This is a genomic window from Shinella zoogloeoides (assembly GCF_003574625.1).
In the GTDB taxonomy this organism is placed as follows: Bacteria; Pseudomonadota; Alphaproteobacteria; order Rhizobiales; family Rhizobiaceae; genus Shinella; species Shinella zoogloeoides_A.
The window spans coordinates 175,370-194,766 of the sequence record NZ_QNUJ01000004.1; the positions used below are offsets into that span (position 1 = coordinate 175,370).

Below are 19,397 nucleotides of genomic sequence, written 5' to 3' on the forward strand. Positions count from 1 at the left end.
GAGGCGACAATGAACCTTCTGATGCGCCAGACGCTCCCGCTGCTGGAACTCGATATCCTGAGGACCTTCGTGGCGATCGCCGAGACCGGAAACTTCACCACGGCCGCCGAAACCGTGCACCGGACCCCGTCTGCCGTTTCCATGCAGATCAAGAAGCTCGAGGAGCTTCTCGGCTGCACGCTCTTCCGCCGCGATGCCCGGTCGGTGGTGCTGACCCATCACGGCGAGGTGCTGCTTTCCTATGCCCGCCGGCTGATCGCCCTCAGCAACGAGGCCGTCTCGCGCTTCATGATGCCGGAAATGAACGGCGTCGTGCGGCTCGGCGCGCCGGACGACGTCGGCGAGCTCATCCTGCCGGAAGTGCTCAGGCGTTTTGCGGAAACCTATCCGTCGATTGCCGTCAACGTCTCCATCGAGACGAGCAGCAACCTGCGCCGCGCGGTCGCCGAGCGCCGGCTCGACCTTGCCATCTTCAATGCGACGGACGGCACGATCCCGATTCCGGGCGAGGTGCTGCTCAAGGAACAGCTCGTCTGGGCCGGCAAGAATTGCGGCAACGCGCATCTGAAGAACCCGCTGCCCGTCTCCGTCTGGGAGGAGGGCTGCATCTGGCGCGCGCGGGCGCTGGAGGAGCTGAGCCGCTCGGGCCGGGATTTCCGCGTCGCCTATTTCTGCGCCCATCACATGGGCCAGCGAGCCGCGATCCGGGCCGATCTTGCGGTCGCGCCGCTTGCCCGCTTCCTGGTGGGGGACGACATGGTGGCGCTCGGCGAGAAGGACGGCCTGCCGGACCTCGGCCATTATCTCATCGGCCTCGTCGTCAACGAGGAGGCCGAGGCGCCGGCGCAGGCCGTGGCCGACTATATCCGCGCGGCCTTCGCCCGCATGGAGCGCCGGCCCATGGACATGCTGCAGGTCGCCTGCTGAAGCCTGGCCTTCCTTTCGCGCGCGGCTACCAGATGCCGCGCGTGACGCCGTTCCACAGCCAGGTCCAGACCGGCGGGTGATACCATTGCCGCGAGGGCGCCTCGATCGTCCGGGGCATCAGGGTGCCGTTCACGGCGTCCGTCAGCGCCGTAAGGATGATCCCCGTCGCCGCCGCCGTCTGCAGGAGCGGATAGGTGTGCATCGTGTCCCGTTTGCCGGGCTTCATCCGCTGCTGGTAGAGCACGCCGCCGGTGTCGACGCCCGCGTCGACGAGATGCACGGTCGTGCCGAAATTCGCCTCGTCCCCCAGCACGCGCGACCAGTAGCCGCCCTGCAGGCCGCGATATTGCGGATTGATGCCGGCATGGAGATTGAGCACCGGGCAGGAAATGGCCGCAAGGGTCTGCGCCTTCAACATGCGGCAGCTTACGAGCAGCAGCGCTGCGGGCCGGATGCCGTCGAAGGCCTCCAGGAATTGCGGGCTGTTGGCGGAGGGAACGACGATGCGGCGGACGGCAGGGTCGATCGAGGCGTCGGCGCCATGGGCCGCGAGGATTTCCCGGGCGCGGCCCTCGGTGAAGCGCTTGCCGAATTTCGAGACGGCCATGGTCGCGAACTGGCCGAGCGCCTGGAACCATCCGAGCGTCCTCGCCCGCCGCCGCAGAAAGAGCGATTTCGGCTCGGGCTGCTCCTCGATGACGACGAGGTTGGGGAAGGCGGCCTTGACGGCATTGACGACGATTTCGGGATTGGTGCCCGGCTGGATCAGCATGGCCACCGTCTCCATCCTTGCGTCGCGTTCCGTCATGTCCGTCATTCCATCGTTGCCTTCGGCGGCATGATGGCCGGGGAGCCTTAGGAAGCGGTAACCGCCGGCGGGAATCGCCGGGCAGGGCTAAGGATTGGTTAGTGCACTTTTTGCTTGCCGATCCCGTTCCCCTCCGGCGCGGGCTGGTCTAGATTTCCCTTCGATGTGATTCACGAGGAGAATCTTCCATGACCGCAAAGAATCTTGCCCGTCTCGGTGCCGTGTTTGCCGCGCTGCTGGTGCTCAGCGCCTGCGGTAATACGATCCGCGGCCTTGGCCGGGACACGGCGAACACCGTGGACGCGACCAAGGATGCCGGCCACCGCATCGCGCGCGCCGCGAACTGAGACGCCTGAGGGCAAGCCCCGACGCCGCTGGCCTCAGGGCGGTGGCGTTCGGGGATCGGTCATGACCGGCCCGGCGCATGAAGGGGATCTGGTCCGGTGAGAGCCCGCCATCCCGACAGTGAGAGCATCCGTGCGGTTCTCGAGCCGCACGGTCTTTTTTTGCGCGGTGTCGTGAATTTCTCCGATGGCGAGGCGGCGCCGGTCCTTTCGAATGGGCGCCCCGCCGCAAGCGTGCTGCTTGTCGGCAATGTCGGCGGCTCGATCTGGCCGGCCTTTTCCCGCTGGCGCGCCGCGCAGCCGGACGGCGGCGGCAGCGATCCGCTCGATGCCTGGTCGAAGGCGGTCATCGGCGCCGTCGCGCTGTCGGCGGGGGCGACGGCATGGTTTCCCTCCGATCCGCCATGGCAGCCCTTCCAGCAATGGGCGATGCGCGCGGAGGGGCTGAAAGCCTCCCCGCTCGGCATCCTGATCCACCCGGTCTACGGTCTCTGGCACGGTTATCGCGGGGCGCTCGGTTTTTCCGTGCCGGTCGAGGGCGAGGCCTTGCCGCCGCGCCCGCATCCCTGCGAACGCTGTCCGGACAAGCCGTGCCTTGCGGCCTGTCCGGTCGGTGCTGTCCGTCCCGAGGCCTTCGACGTCGCCACCTGCCGGTCGCATCTGCGCGGGCCGGAGGGGCAGGGCGGCTGCATGGTGCTCGGCTGTCTTGCCCGCGCGGCCTGTCCCGTCGGAGCGGACTATCGCTACGGTGATGCCCAGCTCCGCTTTCACATGGCGGCGCTCTCTCTTTGACCTTTCGGCGGGAATCGCCGCTAAATTCGCCGCATTGCCGGCGGAGCCAGAGGGTCATGCGAGCGCTTCTGTTTGTCCTTTTCCTGTTTCTCACGCCTGCCCTGTGGAGCGTTGCCATGGCCGAACCGCCGAAATGCGCCGCGATCGAGCATCTTTCCGGCCGCTACACCGTCTGCACCTTCGATCCCGCGAAGGAGACGATCCGTCTCTTCGGCACGCAGACGCTCGGCGTGCGCGGCGCGACCTACGACCAGCTCAACACGTATCTCCTGCGCAACGGCCAGCATATGAGCTTTGCCATGAACGGCGGCATGTATCACCCGGACTACGGGCCGGTCGGCCTGCTGGTCGAGAACGGCCGGGAGACGGGCGCGCTCAACAGGCAGGATGCCTTCGGCAATTTCTTCATGAAGCCGAACGGCGTCTTCTTCATCGAGGACGGCAAGGCGGGCGTGACGGAAACGGAGGCCTATGCCGAGGCCGGGCTTTCGCCGCAGGAGGCGACGCAATCGGGACCTATGCTGGTGATCGACGGCAAGCTCCATCCGCGCTTCCTGCCGGATGCCACGAGCCTGCAGATCCGCAACGGCGTCGGCATCCTGCCGGACGGGCGCGTCGCCTTCGCCATCTCGAACGACCGGGTGCGCTTCCACGACTTCGCGACGCTCTTCCGCGACCGGCTGCAATGCCGTAACGCGCTCTTTCTCGACGGCAGCATTTCCAGCCTCTATTCCCCGGAAATCCGGCGGCACGACCGCCGCGCCGTCATGGGTACGATCATCGCGGTCGTCAAGAATCTGCCGTGGTGAGAAAAAAATTGCAGCCGCGACCCAAGGATTGCGGTCCGGCGCACGTCTGAAAGGATAGTGCACGCAATCGGGATGGACCCGTGGAAACAGAACTCGTCGAAAAGGCGGCCTTGGGGGATCGGCAGGCATTCGCCGCGCTGGTCGAGAGCCGCTATGATTTCATCCATGCCGTCGCCTGGCGATGGTGCGGCGACCGGCAGGATGCCGAGGACGTGGCGCAGGAGGTGTGCATACGCCTCGCAAGCGCCATCCGCGGCTTCAAGGGTGCGAGCCGCTTCGGCACATGGCTCTATGCGGTGACGCTGAACGCCGCGCGCGACCAGATGCGCAAGCGGCGGCGAGGCGAGTGGCGCGACGCCGCCTATCTGCGCGAGCAGGCGGTGCTGGAAGGCGGCTCCAGCGACGACGGCGGCGAGGAACTCTGGCAGGCCGTGCGCCGGCTTCCTGACAAGCAGCGCGACGCCGTGCTGCTGATCTATGGCGAGGGGCTCAGCCATGCGGCGGCGGCCGATGTGCTCGGCTGCGCCGAAACGACGATTTCCTGGCATGTGCACGAGGCCCGCAAGCGCCTGAAGGTGCTGCTGCGCGACACGGCCGCGTGACGGAAGGACAGACGATGACCGATCTTGACCTCGACAGACTTTCCCGCCGCCGCCCGCCGGTCGCAAGCGCCGCCGCCCGTGCCGAAGCGCTCGCCGCCGCCATGCAGGCTTTCGACGGCGCGGAAAAAAGTGCGGATGCTCCCCAAGGTTCGGCGGATGGCGGGCGTCGAAGCTCCATCTTCAACCGGATATGGAGCCCCATCATGAACCGCAGACTTCTCGCCGGCTCGGCGCTTGCCACGCTGCTTGTCGTACCCGTCGCCGGCCTCGTCACCTATGAGCTGGTGCGCAATGGCACGGTGCCGCTGACAACCGAGACCGGGATCGCCGCCAAGCCCGCCGATGCGGACCAGCGTGCCCGAAAGCCGGTCGAGGAGGCGGCGAAGGCTGAGGTCCGGGTCGCCGCCGAGGCGGATGCCAAGGCGAAGGCCACCGCCGATACGGCCGCCGGCACGCTTGCGGCCGAGCCCGCGCCGCTTGCCGAAAGCCGCGAGGAGGAGGCGGTCGCCGCCATGCCGGAATCGCTTGCCGTCGGCGGCGCCGCGAATATGCAGGCGCTGAGCCGCATGGCGGTGCCGTCCTCGGACATTGTTGCCATGCCGATGCCGGTGGAGGATCGCGAGCGCTTCGCCTCCGCCGATCCCAATCCGGTGAAGAGCGTTGCGACCGATCCGGTCTCCACCTTCTCGGCGGATGTCGATACAGCTTCCTATTCCTATGTGCGCCGGTTGCTGCTCGGCGGCAGCCTACCGGATCCCGAGGCGGTGCGCGTCGAGGAGATGGTGAACTACTTCCCCTATGACTGGAAGGGGCCGGAGACGGCGGAAAAGCCGTTCAACGCCACCGTTACCGTCATGCCGACGCCGTGGAACACGGGTACCGAGCTCCTGCATATCGGCATCAAGGGGTTCAACACCGCTCCGGCGAAGCAGCCTTCGGCCAATCTCGTCTTCCTCATCGACGTTTCCGGCTCGATGGACGAGCCGGACAAGCTGCCGCTCCTGAAGAGCGCCTTCCGCCTCCTGGTCGGCAAGCTGAAGGACACCGACACGGTCTCCATCGTCACTTATGCGGGTGATGCCGGCGTCGTTCTGGAGCCGACGGCGGCAAAGGAGCGGCAGAAGATCCTCGATGCCATCGACACTCTCCAGCCCGGCGGCTCGACGGCCGGCGCGGCGGGCATCGAAACGGCCTACAAGCTCGCCGAAAAGGCGTTCAGGAAGGATGGCGTCAACCGCGTCATGCTGGCGACGGACGGCGACTTCAATGTCGGGCCGGCCAGCGACGAGGACCTGAAGCGCATCATCGAGGAGCGCCGCAAGAGCGGCATCTTCCTTTCCGTGCTGGGCTTCGGCCGCGGCAACTACAATGACGGCATGATGCAGACGCTGGCGCAGAACGGCAACGGCACGGCCGCCTATATCGATACGCTCGCCGAGGCGCAGAAGGCGCTGGTGGAGGAGGCGGGGTCCTCGCTCTTCCCCATCGCCAAGGACGTCAAGTTCCAGATCGAGTTCAACCCGGCGCGTATCGCCGAATACCGCCTGATCGGCTACGAGACCCGCGTGCTCAATCGCGAGGATTTCAACAACGACAAGGTGGATGCCGGCGATATCGGCTCAGGCCACCGCGTCACCGCGATCTACGAGGTGACGCCGAAGGGCAGCGCCGCCGTGCTGAACGATCCGCTGCGCTATGGCAAGGGCGAGGCGGCCGCGACGCCGGCGGCGGAAAGCGGCGAGCTGGCCTTCCTCAAGATGCGCTGGAAGAAGCCGGATGGCGACACCAGCGAGCTTACCACGATGCCGGTGACGGATGCCGATGCGGTCGCCGACGTGAATGCCGCTTCCGCCGATGTCCGCTTCTCGGTCGCCGTCGCGGCCTTCGGGCAGAAGCTCAAGGGCGTGACGGCCCTGCAGGACTATGCCTATGGCTCGATCCTCGGCCTTGCGGAAGCCGCGCGCGGCAACGATCCGTTCGGTTACCGGGCGGAGTTCTTGAAGCTCGTGCAGCTTGCGCGGGGGCTTTCGGGCGAGACGGCGCAGTAGGGCAGGCCGTCCCTCATCCGGCCTGCCGGCCACCTTCTCCCCGCAGGCGGGGAGAAGGGGATATGCGGCGCCGCTTTCCTCAAGCAATACCCTGCGGGGGCTGTATCTTGCTGCAAGGCTGTCGCACATGAAAGGAAAGCATTGCCCCATCTCCCTTCTCCCCGCTTGCGGGGAGAAGGTGCCGGCAGGCGGATGAGGGGGATGCCGGAGGCAAAAAGAAAAGTCTTTCCGTGCCGCGCACCATCATCTGGCCCTTCGGGCCACCTCTCCCCGAGGGGAGAAAGGGGAAAGTGACAATGTCGAACTCGTTCGATAGCCCTGCGGCTCGCGGTGGACAGGATTATGCGGCGGGCTTTTCCCGCTCCTTGCCTGACTTGCCCGGGGATGCGCTTGCCGCATCCCCTTCGTCCCGCTTGCGGGGAGAGGGCGGCAGCAGGCGGATGAGGGGGGTGGTCCAGCGCCTTTCCTTCGTTTGGGGCAAGGGCTCGCAGCGCAGGACGTCGTTTTCCGCCTCGATCAGGTTCAGTCCGGCATCGCGCAGCAAGCGTCGGTCTTTTCGGGCGACGAGCAGCCGCAAGGCCTCCCGCTCCGCCTGCCGTTGACGCCATTCTCTCAGTCTTTCCAGCGCTTTTTTCAGGATGCCCATGGCCGTTGCCCTTCGTTCCGCGCATCAGTCAAGCAAGGCGATAGACATTTCACAAACGAATAGCGATGATGGCAGGTATCAGGAAAAGCGATGGTGCGTCATGTATCCACCCCTTGAAAGCGATCTCCTGCGCATCTTCGTTGCCGTCGCGCAGGCCGGTAATGTCACCCATGCGGCGGAAAGGCTGGCGCGGACCCAGTCGGCGGTCAGCATGCAGGTGCGCAAGCTGGAGGATTCTGTCGGCGCCGTGCTGTTCGAGCGCGGTCCGCGCGGCGTTTCGCTGACGCCGGAGGGCAAGCGCCTGCTGCCCTACGCGCGGCGCATCGTCGGGTTGGTCGACGAGACGACGGCCGTCATGCGGACTGCGCCGCTCGACGGGCCCGTGCGCGTTGGCATTCCAGAGGAATACAACCAGACGGTCCTGCCCAACGCGCTGGCCGCCTTCGCCGAAATCCATCCCAATATCGAGGTGACGGTGCTTTGCGGCTATACCGCGCAGCAACTGGCGGCGCTCGAAGCGGACCAGCTGGACCTTGCCATCATCTTCGACTGGTGCGACGGCATCTCCGGCGAATTGCTGGCGGTCGATCCCACTGTCTGGGTGGCCTCGGCCGCGCATGGCCGGTATCTGGAGAGGCCGGTGCCGGTGGCGGTCTACTGGCGCTCAAGCTGGTGCCGGGATTTTGCGCTCCGCTCGCTCGAGCGGCACACCATCCCCTATCGCATCGCCTATACCTGCGATACGAGCGGCGGCCTGCGCTCGGCGGTGACGAGCGGGCTCACCATCGCGCCGCTCTCGCGCAGCAACATTCCGCCCGGCGCACGGGAGCTGACGATCGCGGACGGCTTTCCGCCGATCGATTCTTCCCGCGTCATCCTCAAGCGCAATCCGCGCCGCAGCGGGCCGGCTATAGAGGGCATGGCGGACATGATCCGCAAATCCTTCGGGCCGCTCGCGAACGCGGGTGATCAGGCTTTCGGATAGGCGCGGTCGAGGCCGCCGGAGCGGGTGAGGCCGGCGCGGAAGGCGCCGTAGGCGGCGTGCTGACTGGAGCGGGCGGTTTCCATGAGCCGTATCTGCAGGCGCGCGGGCGCCGCCTCGCCAAGCCATTCGCCGAGCTTTTCCAGCTTCAGCGAATTGAGGAAGCGGGCGGTCGCGGCGCGGTTGAGATAGAGGTCCAGGCCTTCGAGCAGGTTCTCGTCCTGCTGCGGGTTTTCCATCAGGAGGGCGAGATAGGCCCGGTCTGCCTCGCCGAGCGTGCCAAGCTTGTCGGCGACGGTTTCCCGGTCCGGAAAGGCTGCAAGATCGGCGCTCATGGTGTCCCCTCCTGGAATCGTTCGTCCCTTGGGAATAGGACGCACCCGACCGGCCCGCAAGCGGAGAGGGTGGAATTGGATTGAAAATCCAATATTGACAAATCATCCAATATTGGATTGTTTGTCGCCATGTTCGATACAGCAAATGCCGATGCGCTTCTGCGCCACCATGCCGCGACTGCCGCGGCCATCTCCACGCTTTTCTATCCCCATGCCGAAGTGGTGCTGCACGACCTCGAAACGGGGCTGATCGCGGGTATCTGGAATGCCTTTTCCGGCCGCAAGCCGGGCTCCGAATCGCTCGTCGAGGACGAGCTCGACCAGGCGGGCGAGGGCGGTGTCTACGGACCCTATGAAAAGACCGGCGAGGACGGACGGCGCCTCAAATCCGTGACGGCGGTACTGAAGGACGATTTCGGCCAGGCCGTCGGCCTTCTGTGCATCAACATGGACGTTTCGCATTTCGAGGCTGCGGCCAAGCTGCTGGCGGCCTTCACCGGCGCTACCGCGCCGCGGCCGCCCTCGCTCTTTGCCGGCGACTGGCGGGAGGAGATCAACACCGCGCTGCACGACTGGCTGCGCACCCGCGGCCTTGCCCTGACAGCGATGCGCAAGGGCGACCGGGTGGCGCTCGTCGCCGAGCTCGACCGGCGCGGGCTGTTCCAGACCCGCAACGCCGTCGATCATCTCGCCGGCCTCATCGGCGCCTCGCGCGCCTCGATCTACAACTATCTCGCCGATGCCCGGCGCCAGACCCAGAAGGACAAGACCTCGTGACCACGCTGCCGGATTTCCGCCTCGAAACCCATTTCTCGCGCTGGGAATTCAAGGCCCGCCACCACATGACGGCGAGCGACGCCGAGACGATGAGCATGTCGGACCTGCTGGCGCTTGCCGGGCCCGAAGACCTGGATGCCTGGGACCGGGTCTCGCTCGGCTATACCGAGACCTGGGGCGCGCCGGCGCTGCGTGAGACCATCGCCTCGACCTACGAGACGCTTTCGGGCGCGGATATCCTCACCTTCGCCGGGGCGGAGGAGGGGCTCTACTGCGCCATGCTGGCCCTGCTCGGGCCGGGCGACCATGCCATCGTCACCGTGCCGAACTACCAGTCGATGGAGACGATGCCGGTTACCATCACCCGCAATGTCACGGGCGTCGCGCTGCGGCCGGAGAACCGCTGGCAGCTCGATCTCGATGAGCTGCGCGCGGCCCTGCGCCCGGAAACCAAGGTCATCGCCGTCAACTTCCCGAACAATCCGACAGGCGTGATCGCCGATCAGGATATTTTCCGCGCGCTGGCCGATCTCTGCGCCGAGCGCGGCATCCACCTCTTTTCCGACGAGGTCTATCGCGGGCTGGAGATCGATGCGGCAAAGCGCCTGCCGCAGGCGGCCGACCTTTTCGACAAGGGCATTTCGCTCAACGTGATGTCGAAGGCCTACGGCCTGCCGGGCCTGCGCATCGGCTGGATCGCCAGCCGCGACCGCGCGCTGTTGTCGCGCATGGAGCGAATGAAGCACTACCTCTCCATCTGCAACGCGCGTCCCTCCGAGGTGCTGGCCGGCATCGCGATCAAGGCGCGCGAGACGATCTTCGCCCGGCTTCGCGCCCTCTGCGCTGAGAATATGGAAAAGCTCGACGCCTTCTTCGCCGACCATCCGGATCGCTACGAGTGGACCCGGCCCGATGGCGGCTGCGTCGCCTTTGCCCGCTATCTCGGCAAGGACGGCGTGGAGGAGCATTGCCGGCGGCTGGTCGAGGAGAAGGGCGTCCTGCTCCTGCCCTCCAGCCTCTTCGTCTCCGACCTCCTGCCCGTTCCGATGGACCGTTTCCGCGTTGGCGTCGGGCGCCGCAATATCGATGCGGGGCTTGCGGCATGGCGGGAATTCCTGGCCGAGGGCTGAGGCGGACCGCTGGACGCCGGAACGAAAAAGGGCGCCGTTCGGCGCCCTTGTCGTATTCGGCATTCCCTGGATTTCAGGCGGCTTTGGTCTCGTGGCTCGTCTGCGTCACCATGGCGGCGATGATCGTGCTGATGCTGAGCGCGCCGATCGGCCGTCCGGCTTCGTCCACCACATGGGCGAGCGTCTGGTTGGCGGCGGTCATGGCGCGGGCAGCGGTTTCGAGCACGGTGCCCTTGGCGAGCGGCATGCCTTCCGGATTGCCGGAAAGCGGCGCCATGATCGTCTCGACATTGACGACGCGGCCGCGGTTCACTTCCTTGACGAAGGCGGTGATGTATTCGTCCGCCGGGTTCAGCACGATTTCCTGCCCGGTGCCCTGCTGCACGACCATGCCGTCGCGCAGGATCGCGATCTTGTCGCCGAGGCGGAGCGCCTCGTCGAGGTCGTGGGTGATGAAGACGACGGTCTTCTTCAATTCCTTCTGGAGGTCGAGAAGAACGGTCTGCATGTCGACGCGGATCAGCGGGTCGAGCGCCGAATAGGCCTCGTCCATCAGGAGGATGTCGGCGTCGTTGGTCAGTGCGCGTGCAAGGCCGACGCGCTGCTGCATGCCGCCCGAAAGCTGGTTCGGATAGTGGTTCTCGAAGCCGGCAAGGCCGACGCGGGCGATCCATTCCTTCGCGCGCTTTTCCCGCTCAGCGGCGGCGACGCCCTGGATCTCCAGGCCGTAGACGGTGTTTTCCAGAACGGTGCGGTGCGGCAGCAGCGCGAATTTCTGGAAGACCATCGCCGTCTTGTGGCGGCGGAACTGGCGCAGGTCGCTCTCGTTCATCCGACAGACGTCGACGCCGTCATAGAGCACTTCGCCGGCCGTCGGGTCGATCAGGCGGTTGATGTGGCGGATCAGCGTCGACTTGCCCGAGCCGGAAAGGCCCATGACCACCATGATGCCGCCCGCCGGCATGGAGATGTTGATGTCGCGAAGGCCGAGGACATGGCCGTATTTCTGGTTCAGTTCGGCCTTGCCGAGGCCGTTCTTCACGGCGTCGACGTAATCGCTGCCGCGCGGCCCGAAGATCTTGTAGAGATTGCGGACCTCGATTGCATGACTAACCATGAATTATCTCCCAGTGCTTCTGGCGCCGCGCGCCGTGGGAATGGCGGCGACGGTCGAAAATGATGGCGATGGCCACGCGCGCGAAGCGCCCGCGGATATCCGTCCTTGGATGATGTTCGCCGCGCGGAAGCGGGCGTCGCGAACGGCTGAAAATCTGCAAAGTAAGTCTGGCGATGCTTCGCGCAGGCCTGCCATCCGTTTCCCCTCTTCTCCGGCAGTGACTGCCCCGTACCGCGAGGCGCGATGGCCTTGCGAACGGAACGGCGCGCGCGGGATATTCTTCTTATGGTTCCCGGCTTGCCTCTTCTTCATTGCATGAACCGCGGGTTCATATTGTGCTATTTGCGACCTCTTCGGTTTCCTGACGCGCATCGGAGCCCGCGGCCGCGTTCAAAGCGCGGCCTTGACCTTGCCCGCGATGTCGGGCGCGACCCACGGCGTCCATATCTCCGGGAAGGTCTCCAGGAAGTACTTCGCGGCGTCTTCCGTGGAGGCATTGTTCTCCTCCATCCAGGCGAGCACCTTGGCGACGGTGCCGTTGTCCCACTGGCGGACCTTCATGTAGTCCATCGCCCCGCCCGCCTTTTCGGCGAAGTCCTTCGTGGCGACGGTGAAGACGTCCGAGGTCGGGTAGGAATTGACCTTTGGATGAGGGCAGGCCGGCACCGCCGTGCAGCTGTCCCATTCGGTCTTGTCGAATTCGACGCCGAAGGAGAGCTTGACCATCTGGTACTCGCCGAGGATCGCGGTCGGCGCCCAGTAGTAACCGAGCCAGCCGGTCTTCTTTTCGAAGGCATCGGCGATGGAGCCATCGAGGCCGGCGGCCGAGTCCGTCTCGACGAGGTGGAAGCCGAGCTTGTCGGCGCCGAGCGCGCGGTAGAGGTTGTCGGTCGTGACCTGGCAGTTCCAGCCCGCCGGGCAATTGTGGATCGCGGCCTTCGACGGGTCCTGCGGATCGGGGAAGAGCTCGGGATGCTTCAGCGCGTCCTGCACCGTCCTGATGTCCGAATTGTCGTCCGCGATGAATTTGGGGATCCACCAGCCCTCGACGCCGCCTTCGGAGAGGAGAGGGGCAAGCTGCATCAGCCGGCCCTCGGCAATCGCCTTGTCGAGCGGCGTGCGCACGGCGTTCACCCACATTTCGGGCGCAAGGTCCGGCTCGCCCTTCTCGTTCATCGAGGTGAAGGTCGACATGGTGTCGCCCGCCACCAGGGTTACGGTGCAGCCATATCCCTTTTCGAGGATGAGCCTGTCGAGATGGGCGGCGATGCCGGCCGAGGCCCAGTTCATTTCGGCGATGGAGACCGCACCGCATTCCGCCGCCCGGGCCGGACCGGCAAGGCCGCAGAGACCGGCGGCAAGCAAGGCGGCGGCGAGGAGCTTCTTCATGGGCTGGAGACCTCCCAGTCTCGGCATGCAGCGATCGATCCGGATGGCAGCGCAGGTTACTGCGTGGTCCCGACTGCCCGAACGTTTTGTCCGACAGGAAAACACGGCGCCATATCGGTGAGCCGGTCTGCCTGTTGCGGTGACGCCGCGCTTTTTATGTTTGCCGCCGGAACCCTGCTGCCGGCGCCCGTCTTCGTGCGTCACCGACAAGCCTACGGGTTCCTATTGAGAAATCAACCTCCTGCACCTCGCAAGCGGCCCGAGGATGGCGCCAGCGGCCCGCCGGGCGGGAATTTTTCGAAATCACCCGAAAAAGTTCGCGATTCACCATTGCTTAAGGTCCCGATAACGGTCCGGTAACGATGTGCCGCTATTGGTGTTGTCACGGCGGGGGACACCGCCGCCTGCTCCGGAAAGGTTTTGCGTACCGGGGTGCCTGGGCTTCGATGCGTTTTTGTCGAAGCCGCCATGCGTATTTTGGCAAGCCGTGCATCCTTCCGGGATGCACGGCTTTCGCCATTTCAGGGCAATAAAAAACGCCGCCTTCCGGGGAAAGGCGACGCGGGATGCGGGCGAACCTGACGGTGGCTCGAAGGGATCAGCCGACGTTGCCGGTGCGGATGACGCCGAGCGGGCCGAGCGGCGCGTCCATGACGACGTTGCGCACGCGGGATTCGCTTCTGGGGGCTTGGCCATTCCAGGCGATCTGAACGAAATTCGGCTTGCTGAAGATATACAGCATGGTCTTGATCCTTGAAACCCGAAGCCACTTGCCTCGGCTGTGCGATATATTGGATATAGGCTCGAACGCGGGAAAAGTCATCGTCGCCGACGGCGCAAAATGTCGCAGACAGGATATCAAGGCAGGCATGCTCGAAACGCATGGCGGGTCCGTTCGAATAGAGCCGGGGCGGCATGGCCGGATTACGGCAATATTGCGGTAAATCAGGCTTTTCCGGCGGCGAAAAGGAGTGTTGGAAGAACGCCATGACCAGAACGATCATGCTGCAGGGCACCGGCTCCGATGTCGGAAAAACGGTATTGGTCGCGGGCCTCTGCCGCATCGCCGCCAACCGTGGGCTGAAGGTGCGTCCCTTCAAGCCGCAGAACATGTCCAACAATGCCGCCGTGTCGGCCGACGGCGGCGAGATCGGCCGCGCCCAATGGCTGCAGTCGCTTGCCGCGCGCGTGCCGTCCTCCGTCCACATGAATCCGGTCCTCCTTAAGCCCCAGTCGGAGACCGGCAGCCAGATCGTCGTGCAGGGCAAGGTGTTCGGACAGGCGAAGGGGCGGGACTATCAGGCGCTGAAGCCGAGGCTGATGGGTGCGGTGCTGGAAAGCTTCGCGACGGTCTGCGAGGGCGCTGACCTCGTCGTCGTCGAGGGCGCCGGCTCGCCGGCGGAGATCAACCTGCGCGCCGGGGATATCGCCAATATGGGCTTTGCCACGCGTGCCGGCGTGCCGGTCGTGCTGGTCGGCGATATCGACCGCGGCGGTGTCATCGCGTCGCTGGTCGGGACCCATGCCATCCTGCCGGAAGAGGACCGGCGCATGGTCACCGGCTATCTCATCAACAAGTTCCGTGGGGACGTGACGCTCTTCGACAGCGGCATCGCCGAGATAGGGCGCTTCACGGGCTGGCCGTGCTTCGGCGTCGTGCCGTGGCTGAAGGAGGCCGGCCGGCTGCCGGCCGAGGATTCCGTCGTGCTGGAACGGCTCGCGCGAAGCGGGACGGGGGCGCTGAAGGTCGCCGTGCCCGTCCTGCCGCGCATCGCCAATTTCGACGATCTCGATCCGCTGAAGGCCGAGCCGCAGGTCGATCTCGTCTTCGTGCGGCCGGGCGAGCCGCTGCCGGCCGATGCCGGCCTCGTCGTGCTGCCGGGATCGAAATCCACCATCTCGGACCTTCGCGCCTTCCGCGCCGCCGGCTGGGACCGCGACCTCGCCCTCCACATGCGGCGCGGCGGCCGCGTCATCGGCATCTGCGGCGGCTATCAGATGCTCGGCGAGCGCGTCACCGATCCGCTCGGCATCGAGGGCGGCGAGCGGGAGGTGGCAGGGCTCGGTCTGCTTGCCGTGGAGACGGAGATGGCGCCGGAAAAGACCGTGCGCAACAGCGCCGCCCGTTCGCTGCAATATGACGTGCCGCTGGAAGGCTACGAGATCCATCTCGGCCGCACGACGGGGCCGGATGCGCTACGCCCCGCCGTCAGCATCGACGGGCGGCCGGACGGCGCGCTCTCGGCCGATGGCCGGGTGATGGGCACCTATCTGCACGGGCTGCTTTCCAGCGACGCCTACCGGGCGCGGCTGCTCGCCGATTTCGGCATCGCGGGCGGCGGGTTCGATTATCGCGCGAGTGTCGATGCGGCGCTCGATGGCGTCGCGGCCGAGCTGGAGGCCGTCCTCGACCGCGGCTGGCTCGAAGGTCTTCTCGGCGCGGCTGATTAAACCGGCCGTCTGAAACGTACAGCCATCGGGTTCCTTCTGCATCCGCCTGCCGCACCAAAGTTGCGCCAGAATTGGGTGCAAGGAGTGACGAAAATCCGCCCGGCATGCCGGGTGCCGACGCCTGCGCGCGATCCGAAAGGGTGAATATATGGGTTCTGGACCTCTCGTACGTTCCGTTCTGGCCAGCCTTGTGGGGCTGTCGCTGGCCGGTCTTCCGGCTGCCGGCTTCGCCCAGGGCGCCCAGGAAACCACGAGTGCCGGAAAGCGCTGGGAGGAGGAGTTCTCCTTCTGGCAGAAGGCCTCGTCCGGCAACGACCTTGCGCAGTACGAGCGCTACCTGAAGCAATATCCGACCGGCACCTTCGCCTCCATGGCGCGGCTGCGTATCGCCGAATTGCAGGCCGCCGCGAAGACGAAGGACGCGCAGGCTACCACCGACGACGCTGCCGCCAAGGCAAAGGCGGAGGACGCGGCCGCCGCCGAAAAGGCCAAGGCAGAGGAAGAAGCGCGCAAGGCGGAAGACGCCCGCAAGGCGGATGAGGCCAGGAAGGCCGCCGAAGCCGGGAAGGCGAAAGCGGACGAAGCGGCCCGCAAGGCGGCCGAAGCGAAGAAGGCCGCCGACGAGGCCGCGCGCCTGAAGGCGGAGGCCGAGGCGAAGAAGGCCAAGGAAGAGGCCGCCGCCCGCAAGCTCGCCGAAGAAAAGGTTGCCGCTGCCGAAAAGGCGAAAGCCGAAGCCGCTGCCGCGGAGAAAGCCCACGCCGAGGAGGCGGCCCGCCTGAAGGCCGAGACCGAGGCGAAAGAGGCCGCCGCCCGCAAGCTCGCCGAGGAGAAGGCCGCCGCTGCCGAAAAGGCGAAGGCTGAAGCCGCTGCCGCGGAGAAAGCCCGCACCGAAGAGGCCGCCCGCCTGAAGGCTCAAGCCGAGGAGAAGGAAGCCGCGGCCCGCAAGCTCGCCGAGAAGCAGGCGGCCGAGGCCGAACGCCTGAAGGCGGAAGCGCAGGCCGCCGCCGACAAGGCGAAGGCGGAAGAAGCCGCGCGCCTCAAGGCCGAGGCGGACCGCAGGAAGGCCGAGGAGGCCGCTGCGGCCGAAAAGGCCCGCGCCGAGCAGGAAGCTGCCGCCCGCCGGGACGCCGAGGCGAAGCGCGTCGAAGCCGAAAAGGCCGCTGCCGCCGAGAAGGCGCGCATCGAGCAGGAGGCTGCCGCCGCCCGCAAGCTTGCCGATGAGAAGGCGGCCGAAGTGGAGCGCCTGAAGGCCGAGGCCGCGAAAGCGGCGGCGGATGCTGAGGCCAAGGCCGCGGAAGCCGCCCGCCTTGCCAAGGAAGCCGAAAAGCGCGCGGAAGAAGCCGAGGCCGCCCGCAAGCAGGCCGAAGGCGGCGCTGCCGCGGCGAACGCCGGCAAGGCTGAAGCCGCCGGCGGCCAGGACGGCGATATCGCGGCCCGCAAGGCGGAGGACGCCAGGCGCGAGGAGGAGACGTTCCAGAAGGCGGTGCTCGACGGTTCCGAAAAGGCGTTCCGCGCCTATATCGCGGCCTATCCGAACGGCCGCTTCCTCGCGGATGCCCGCGAGCGCCTTGCCGCGCTCCCTAAGGCCAAGCGGCCGGAAACCGGCACGGCGACCGCGGACACCGAGCGCAAGGCCGTGGAGCAGCCCGTGGTCGATCCGCGCGAGGCCTATATGGACCGCTCGCTGCGCGCCCAGGCCCAGCGCTGGCTGAGCGCGCTCGGCTACAACACCTACGGTGCCGACGGTGTCTTCGGTCCGCGCACCCGCGCGGCGATCTCCGCCTGGCAAGGGGCATCGGGCTATCGCACCAGCGGCTATCTCACGCGCCAGCAGTACCGCGTGCTGCGCGAGGCCGCGCAATATGCCGAGGCGCGCCAGACCCGCCAGCGGCGCTACCAGCGGCAGCGCGAATACGACGTGCTGGAAGGCCCCGTCGACGGTTACTATGACGGGCCGTATTACCGCGACGACGGCTATTACAATCGCCGCGGCGGCGTGGTGATCATCCCCGGCTATTGAGGCCGGGGCGCAGGACCTCCTTATGCCCGCCGCTCGATTGACTTGGCGGCGGGGCACGCTTAATCATCCGACCATCGGATGGTTCCCGACGGCCGCAAACCGGCCCGGGAGAGAAGGGAACGTGACACGGTGGACCCAGACCGGGCGCCGCAATCACGGCCGACCCCGCGACTGTAGAGTGGCGAGGAACGATCGGCCGATGGAACCGAGGGCGTGCGGGGCGGCATGGTGCCACCCCGGCAAGGCGCCGGAGAGCCATCGGAAAAGCCACTGGGCTGCACTGCGATAAGCCGGGGTTGGACGCCTCTATCTCTACGAATCGTCCGCCTTTCGCAAAGCCTGCCCGGGAAGGTGAGAGCGTTCCGCCGGTGCCTTGGCACCTGACGCCGCGAGCCAGGAAACCTGCCATCCGACAGAGGGCATGTCGCCCGATCCGGGAGTTCTCCCCTGTGCCTGAACGGAGGTTGTCATGGCGCTATCCACATCATTCCTTTGGCTCCGGGCCGGTCCGGCTGGGGCCGCGTGCGCGCCTCCTTTCCTCGCGTCCGCCTGAGGCCGCCGTCATGGCGGGCATTATCGACATGAATTTCCGGAAAGCCGGACGATGACGGTTCCTGAAAACGGAGCCGTGTTCGTGCTTGGCGGAGCGCGTTCGGGAAAATCCGCATTCGCCGAAAGGCTGGTCGCCGGCACCGGCCTCGAACGCCATTACATCGCCACCGGCCGCGCCTTCGACGACGAGATGCGCCAGCGCATCGCGAAACACCGGGAAGACCGCGGCGGCGGGTGGCGGACGCATGAGGAACCGCTGGCCCTTGCCGCGCGCATCGCCGAGGTGGCGCGGGAAGACCGCGCGGTGCTCGTCGATTGCCTGACGCTCTGGGTGACGAACCTGATGCTGGAGGAGCGCGACATTCCCGCCGAATTCGCTGGCCTTCTCGCCGCGATCGCTGGCGCCCCCGGCCGGCTGGTCCTCGTGTCGAACGAGGTCGGCCTCGGCATCGTGCCTGACAATCGCATGGCGCGCGAATTCCGCGACCATGCCGGGCGGCTGCACCAGCAGGTGGCCGCTCTCGTGCCTGAAGTCTATTTTATCGCGGCCGGACTGCCGCTGAAAATGAAGGGTTGAGCCATGCTGCAACAGAAAATCCCCGCCACCGTCATCACCGGCTTCCTCGGCGCAGGCAAGACGACGATGATCCGCAACCTCCTGCAGAATGCCGGCGGAAAGCGCATCGCGCTCATCATCAACGAATTCGGCGACCTCGGCGTCGACGGTGATGTGCTGAAGGGTTGCGGCGCGGAGGCCTGCACTGAGGACGACATCATCGAGCTCACCAATGGCTGCATCTGCTGCACCGTCGCCGACGATTTCATCCCCACCATGGCGAAACTGCTGGAGCGCGAGAACCGCCCGGACCACATCGTCATCGAGACCTCGGGCCTCGCCCTGCCGCAGCCGCTCGTCGCGGCCTTCAACTGGCCTGAGATCAAGACGCAGGTGACGGTGGATGGCGTGATCACCGTGGTCGATAGCGCCGCCGTCGCCGCCGGCCGCTTCGCCGACGATCACGACAGGGTGGACGCGCTGCGTGTCGAGGACGAAAATCTCGACCATGAAAGCCCGCTGGAAGAACTCTTCGAGGACCAGCTCACCGCCGCCGACCTCATCGTCCTCAACAAGACGGACCTCATCGATGCCGCCGGCCTTCAGGCCGTGCGCGACGAAGTCGCCTCGCGCATTGCCCGCAAGCCCTCGATGATCGAGGCGCGGAACGGCGAGGTCGGCGCCGCCGTGCTGCTCGGCCTCGGCGTCGGCACGGAGGACGACATCGCCAATCGCAAGTCGCACCACGAGCTGGAGCACGAGAACGGCGAGGAGCACGACCACGACGAATTCGACAGCTTCGTCGTCGAGCTCGGCGCCGTCGCCGATCCCGCCGCCTTCATCGAACGCCTGAAGGGTGTGATCGCCGAGCATGACGTGCTGCGCCTCAAGGGTTTCGCGGATGTTCCCGGCAAGCCGCTGCGCCTGCTCGTCCAGGCCGTGGGCAGCCGCATCGACAGCTATTTCGAGCGCGCCTGGGCGCCGGGCGAAGTCCGCGGCACCCGCCTCGTGGTCATCGGCCTGCACGACATGGACGAGCAAGCCGTCCGCGCCGCCATCGCGGCGGCGGTGTGATTTCGGCATGAAAGTGCTGCGGTTCCTCTCTTCGGTGC

19 protein-coding genes are annotated in these 19,397 nt (G+C 66.4%); 13 read left to right on the forward strand and 6 right to left on the reverse strand.

Going from position 1 to position 19,397, the window contains the following annotated elements; genetic code table 11:
- Window positions 1-9 precede the first annotated feature (9 nt).
- Window positions 10-927 (forward strand): LysR family transcriptional regulator, encoded by a 918-nt coding sequence (locus DSD28_RS09210; protein WP_119256089.1) that lies wholly within the window; start codon window positions 10-12, stop codon window positions 925-927.
- 25 nt (window positions 928-952) lie between these two features.
- Here the strand turns inward: DSD28_RS09210 and DSD28_RS09215 are convergent, their stop codons facing one another.
- Window positions 953-1,735 carry a formyl transferase gene (locus tag DSD28_RS09215; protein ID WP_245424792.1) on the reverse strand — a complete coding sequence of 261 codons (783 nt, stop codon included), beginning with the start codon at window positions 1,733-1,735 and terminating at the stop codon, window positions 953-955.
- 188 nt (window positions 1,736-1,923) lie between these two features.
- Between DSD28_RS09215 and DSD28_RS09220 the strand changes: the two genes are divergently transcribed.
- From DSD28_RS09220 to DSD28_RS09240, 5 genes are all read left to right on the forward strand, one after another.
- Entirely contained in the window at window positions 1,924-2,082 is a 159-nt protein-coding gene (locus DSD28_RS09220) for an entericidin (protein ID WP_119256090.1), read from the forward strand.
- 96 nt (window positions 2,083-2,178) lie between these two features.
- Entirely contained in the window at window positions 2,179-2,871 is a 693-nt protein-coding gene (locus DSD28_RS09225) for a 4Fe-4S dicluster domain-containing protein (RefSeq protein ID WP_119256091.1), read from the forward strand.
- A 116-nt stretch (window positions 2,872-2,987) separates the two neighbouring features.
- Complete coding sequence (locus DSD28_RS09230) at window positions 2,988-3,680, forward strand: phosphodiester glycosidase family protein (protein ID WP_245424793.1); 693 nt, start codon at window positions 2,988-2,990, stop codon at window positions 3,678-3,680.
- 80 nt (window positions 3,681-3,760) lie between these two features.
- Window positions 3,761-4,282, forward strand: coding sequence for an RNA polymerase sigma factor (locus tag DSD28_RS09235; RefSeq protein WP_119256093.1), 522 nt, complete (start codon window positions 3,761-3,763; stop codon window positions 4,280-4,282).
- A 14-nt stretch (window positions 4,283-4,296) separates the two neighbouring features.
- Window positions 4,297-6,330, forward strand: coding sequence for a vWA domain-containing protein (locus tag DSD28_RS09240; protein ID WP_119256094.1), 2,034 nt, complete (start codon window positions 4,297-4,299; stop codon window positions 6,328-6,330).
- 340 nt (window positions 6,331-6,670) lie between these two features.
- Here the strand turns inward: DSD28_RS09240 and DSD28_RS09245 are convergent, their stop codons facing one another.
- A complete protein-coding gene (locus DSD28_RS09245; protein ID WP_162911321.1) occupies window positions 6,671-6,976 on the reverse strand; it encodes a hypothetical protein in 306 nt (101 codons plus the stop codon).
- 100 nt (window positions 6,977-7,076) lie between these two features.
- Between DSD28_RS09245 and DSD28_RS09250 the strand changes: the two genes are divergently transcribed.
- Complete coding sequence (locus DSD28_RS09250; protein WP_119256096.1) at window positions 7,077-7,961, forward strand: LysR family transcriptional regulator; 885 nt, start codon at window positions 7,077-7,079, stop codon at window positions 7,959-7,961.
- On the opposite strand, the gene DSD28_RS09255 is transcribed toward DSD28_RS09250, so the two are convergent.
- Window positions 7,946-8,293 (reverse strand): hypothetical protein, encoded by a 348-nt coding sequence (locus DSD28_RS09255; protein WP_119256097.1) that lies wholly within the window; start codon window positions 8,291-8,293, stop codon window positions 7,946-7,948. The genes DSD28_RS09250 and DSD28_RS09255 overlap by 16 nt on opposite strands.
- 129 nt (window positions 8,294-8,422) lie before the next feature.
- On the opposite strand from DSD28_RS09255, the gene DSD28_RS09260 reads away from it, so the two are divergent.
- Window positions 8,423-9,070, forward strand: coding sequence for a helix-turn-helix transcriptional regulator (locus tag DSD28_RS09260; RefSeq protein ID WP_119256391.1), 648 nt, complete (start codon window positions 8,423-8,425; stop codon window positions 9,068-9,070).
- Window positions 9,067-10,200: an aminotransferase class I/II-fold pyridoxal phosphate-dependent enzyme gene (locus tag DSD28_RS09265; protein WP_119256098.1), complete on the forward strand. Its 1,134-nt coding sequence runs from the start codon at window positions 9,067-9,069 to the stop codon at window positions 10,198-10,200. The genes DSD28_RS09260 and DSD28_RS09265 overlap by 4 nt, the downstream gene beginning before the upstream one ends.
- Window positions 10,201-10,273: 73 nt before the next feature.
- Here the strand turns inward: DSD28_RS09265 and DSD28_RS09270 are convergent, their stop codons facing one another.
- The 3 genes from DSD28_RS09270 to DSD28_RS25850 form a co-directional block, all read right to left on the reverse strand.
- Window positions 10,274-11,317 carry a quaternary amine ABC transporter ATP-binding protein gene (locus DSD28_RS09270; protein WP_119256099.1) on the reverse strand — a complete coding sequence of 348 codons (1,044 nt, stop codon included), beginning with the start codon at window positions 11,315-11,317 and terminating at the stop codon, window positions 10,274-10,276.
- Between the two features lie 390 nt (window positions 11,318-11,707).
- Window positions 11,708-12,706, reverse strand: a complete 999-nt coding sequence (locus DSD28_RS09275; RefSeq protein ID WP_119256100.1) for a glycine betaine ABC transporter substrate-binding protein — start codon at window positions 12,704-12,706, stop codon at window positions 11,708-11,710.
- Between the two features lie 598 nt (window positions 12,707-13,304).
- Window positions 13,305-13,448: a hypothetical protein gene (locus tag DSD28_RS25850; protein ID WP_162911322.1), complete on the reverse strand. Its 144-nt coding sequence runs from the start codon at window positions 13,446-13,448 to the stop codon at window positions 13,305-13,307.
- A 245-nt stretch (window positions 13,449-13,693) separates the two neighbouring features.
- Between DSD28_RS25850 and DSD28_RS09280 the strand changes: the two genes are divergently transcribed.
- The 4 genes from DSD28_RS09280 to cobW all read left to right on the forward strand — a co-directional run bounded on the left by DSD28_RS09280 (window position 13,694) and on the right by cobW (window position 19,359).
- Window positions 13,694-15,157, forward strand: coding sequence for a cobyric acid synthase (locus DSD28_RS09280; protein WP_119256101.1), 1,464 nt, complete (start codon window positions 13,694-13,696; stop codon window positions 15,155-15,157).
- A gap of 148 nt (window positions 15,158-15,305) precedes the next feature.
- Window positions 15,306-17,177 (forward strand): peptidoglycan-binding domain-containing protein, encoded by a 1,872-nt coding sequence (locus DSD28_RS09285; protein WP_162911323.1) that lies wholly within the window; start codon window positions 15,306-15,308, stop codon window positions 17,175-17,177.
- Window positions 17,178-17,781: 604 nt separating this feature from the next.
- Window positions 17,782-18,306, forward strand: coding sequence for a bifunctional adenosylcobinamide kinase/adenosylcobinamide-phosphate guanylyltransferase (gene cobU, locus DSD28_RS09290; protein WP_119256103.1), 525 nt, complete (start codon window positions 17,782-17,784; stop codon window positions 18,304-18,306).
- Between the two features lie 3 nt (window positions 18,307-18,309).
- Window positions 18,310-19,359, forward strand: a complete 1,050-nt coding sequence (gene cobW, locus DSD28_RS09295) for a cobalamin biosynthesis protein CobW (protein ID WP_119256104.1) — start codon at window positions 18,310-18,312, stop codon at window positions 19,357-19,359.
- Window positions 19,360-19,397 lie beyond the last annotated feature (38 nt).

Excerpts from the sequence above, each read along its gene's own strand:
- DSD28_RS09285 (WP_162911323.1), top strand. The coding sequence starts at position 15,306 with ATGGGTTCTGGACCTCTCGTACGTTCCGTTCTGGCCAGCCTTGTGGGG.
- DSD28_RS09275 (WP_119256100.1), bottom strand. The coding sequence starts at position 12,706 with ATGAAGAAGCTCCTCGCCGCCGCCTTGCTTGCCGCCGGTCTCTGCGGC.
- DSD28_RS09240 (WP_119256094.1), top strand. The coding sequence starts at position 4,297 with ATGACCGATCTTGACCTCGACAGACTTTCCCGCCGCCGCCCGCCGGTC.
- DSD28_RS09250 (WP_119256096.1), top strand. The coding sequence starts at position 7,077 with ATGTATCCACCCCTTGAAAGCGATCTCCTGCGCATCTTCGTTGCCGTC.
- cobW (WP_119256104.1), top strand. The coding sequence starts at position 18,310 with ATGCTGCAACAGAAAATCCCCGCCACCGTCATCACCGGCTTCCTCGGC.
- DSD28_RS09280 (WP_119256101.1), top strand. The coding sequence starts at position 13,694 with ATGACCAGAACGATCATGCTGCAGGGCACCGGCTCCGATGTCGGAAAA.
- cobU (WP_119256103.1), top strand. The coding sequence starts at position 17,782 with ATGACGGTTCCTGAAAACGGAGCCGTGTTCGTGCTTGGCGGAGCGCGT.
- DSD28_RS09230 (WP_245424793.1), top strand. The coding sequence starts at position 2,988 with ATGGCCGAACCGCCGAAATGCGCCGCGATCGAGCATCTTTCCGGCCGC.
- DSD28_RS25850 (WP_162911322.1), bottom strand. The coding sequence starts at position 13,448 with ATGCTGTATATCTTCAGCAAGCCGAATTTCGTTCAGATCGCCTGGAAT.
- DSD28_RS09260 (WP_119256391.1), top strand. The coding sequence starts at position 8,423 with ATGTTCGATACAGCAAATGCCGATGCGCTTCTGCGCCACCATGCCGCG.
- DSD28_RS09245 (WP_162911321.1), bottom strand. The coding sequence starts at position 6,976 with ATGGGCATCCTGAAAAAAGCGCTGGAAAGACTGAGAGAATGGCGTCAA.
- DSD28_RS09210 (WP_119256089.1), top strand. The coding sequence starts at position 10 with ATGAACCTTCTGATGCGCCAGACGCTCCCGCTGCTGGAACTCGATATC.
- DSD28_RS09270 (WP_119256099.1), bottom strand. The coding sequence starts at position 11,317 with ATGGTTAGTCATGCAATCGAGGTCCGCAATCTCTACAAGATCTTCGGG.
- DSD28_RS09220 (WP_119256090.1), top strand. The coding sequence starts at position 1,924 with ATGACCGCAAAGAATCTTGCCCGTCTCGGTGCCGTGTTTGCCGCGCTG.
- DSD28_RS09215 (WP_245424792.1), bottom strand. The coding sequence starts at position 1,735 with ATGACGGAACGCGACGCAAGGATGGAGACGGTGGCCATGCTGATCCAG.
- DSD28_RS09255 (WP_119256097.1), bottom strand. The coding sequence starts at position 8,293 with ATGAGCGCCGATCTTGCAGCCTTTCCGGACCGGGAAACCGTCGCCGAC.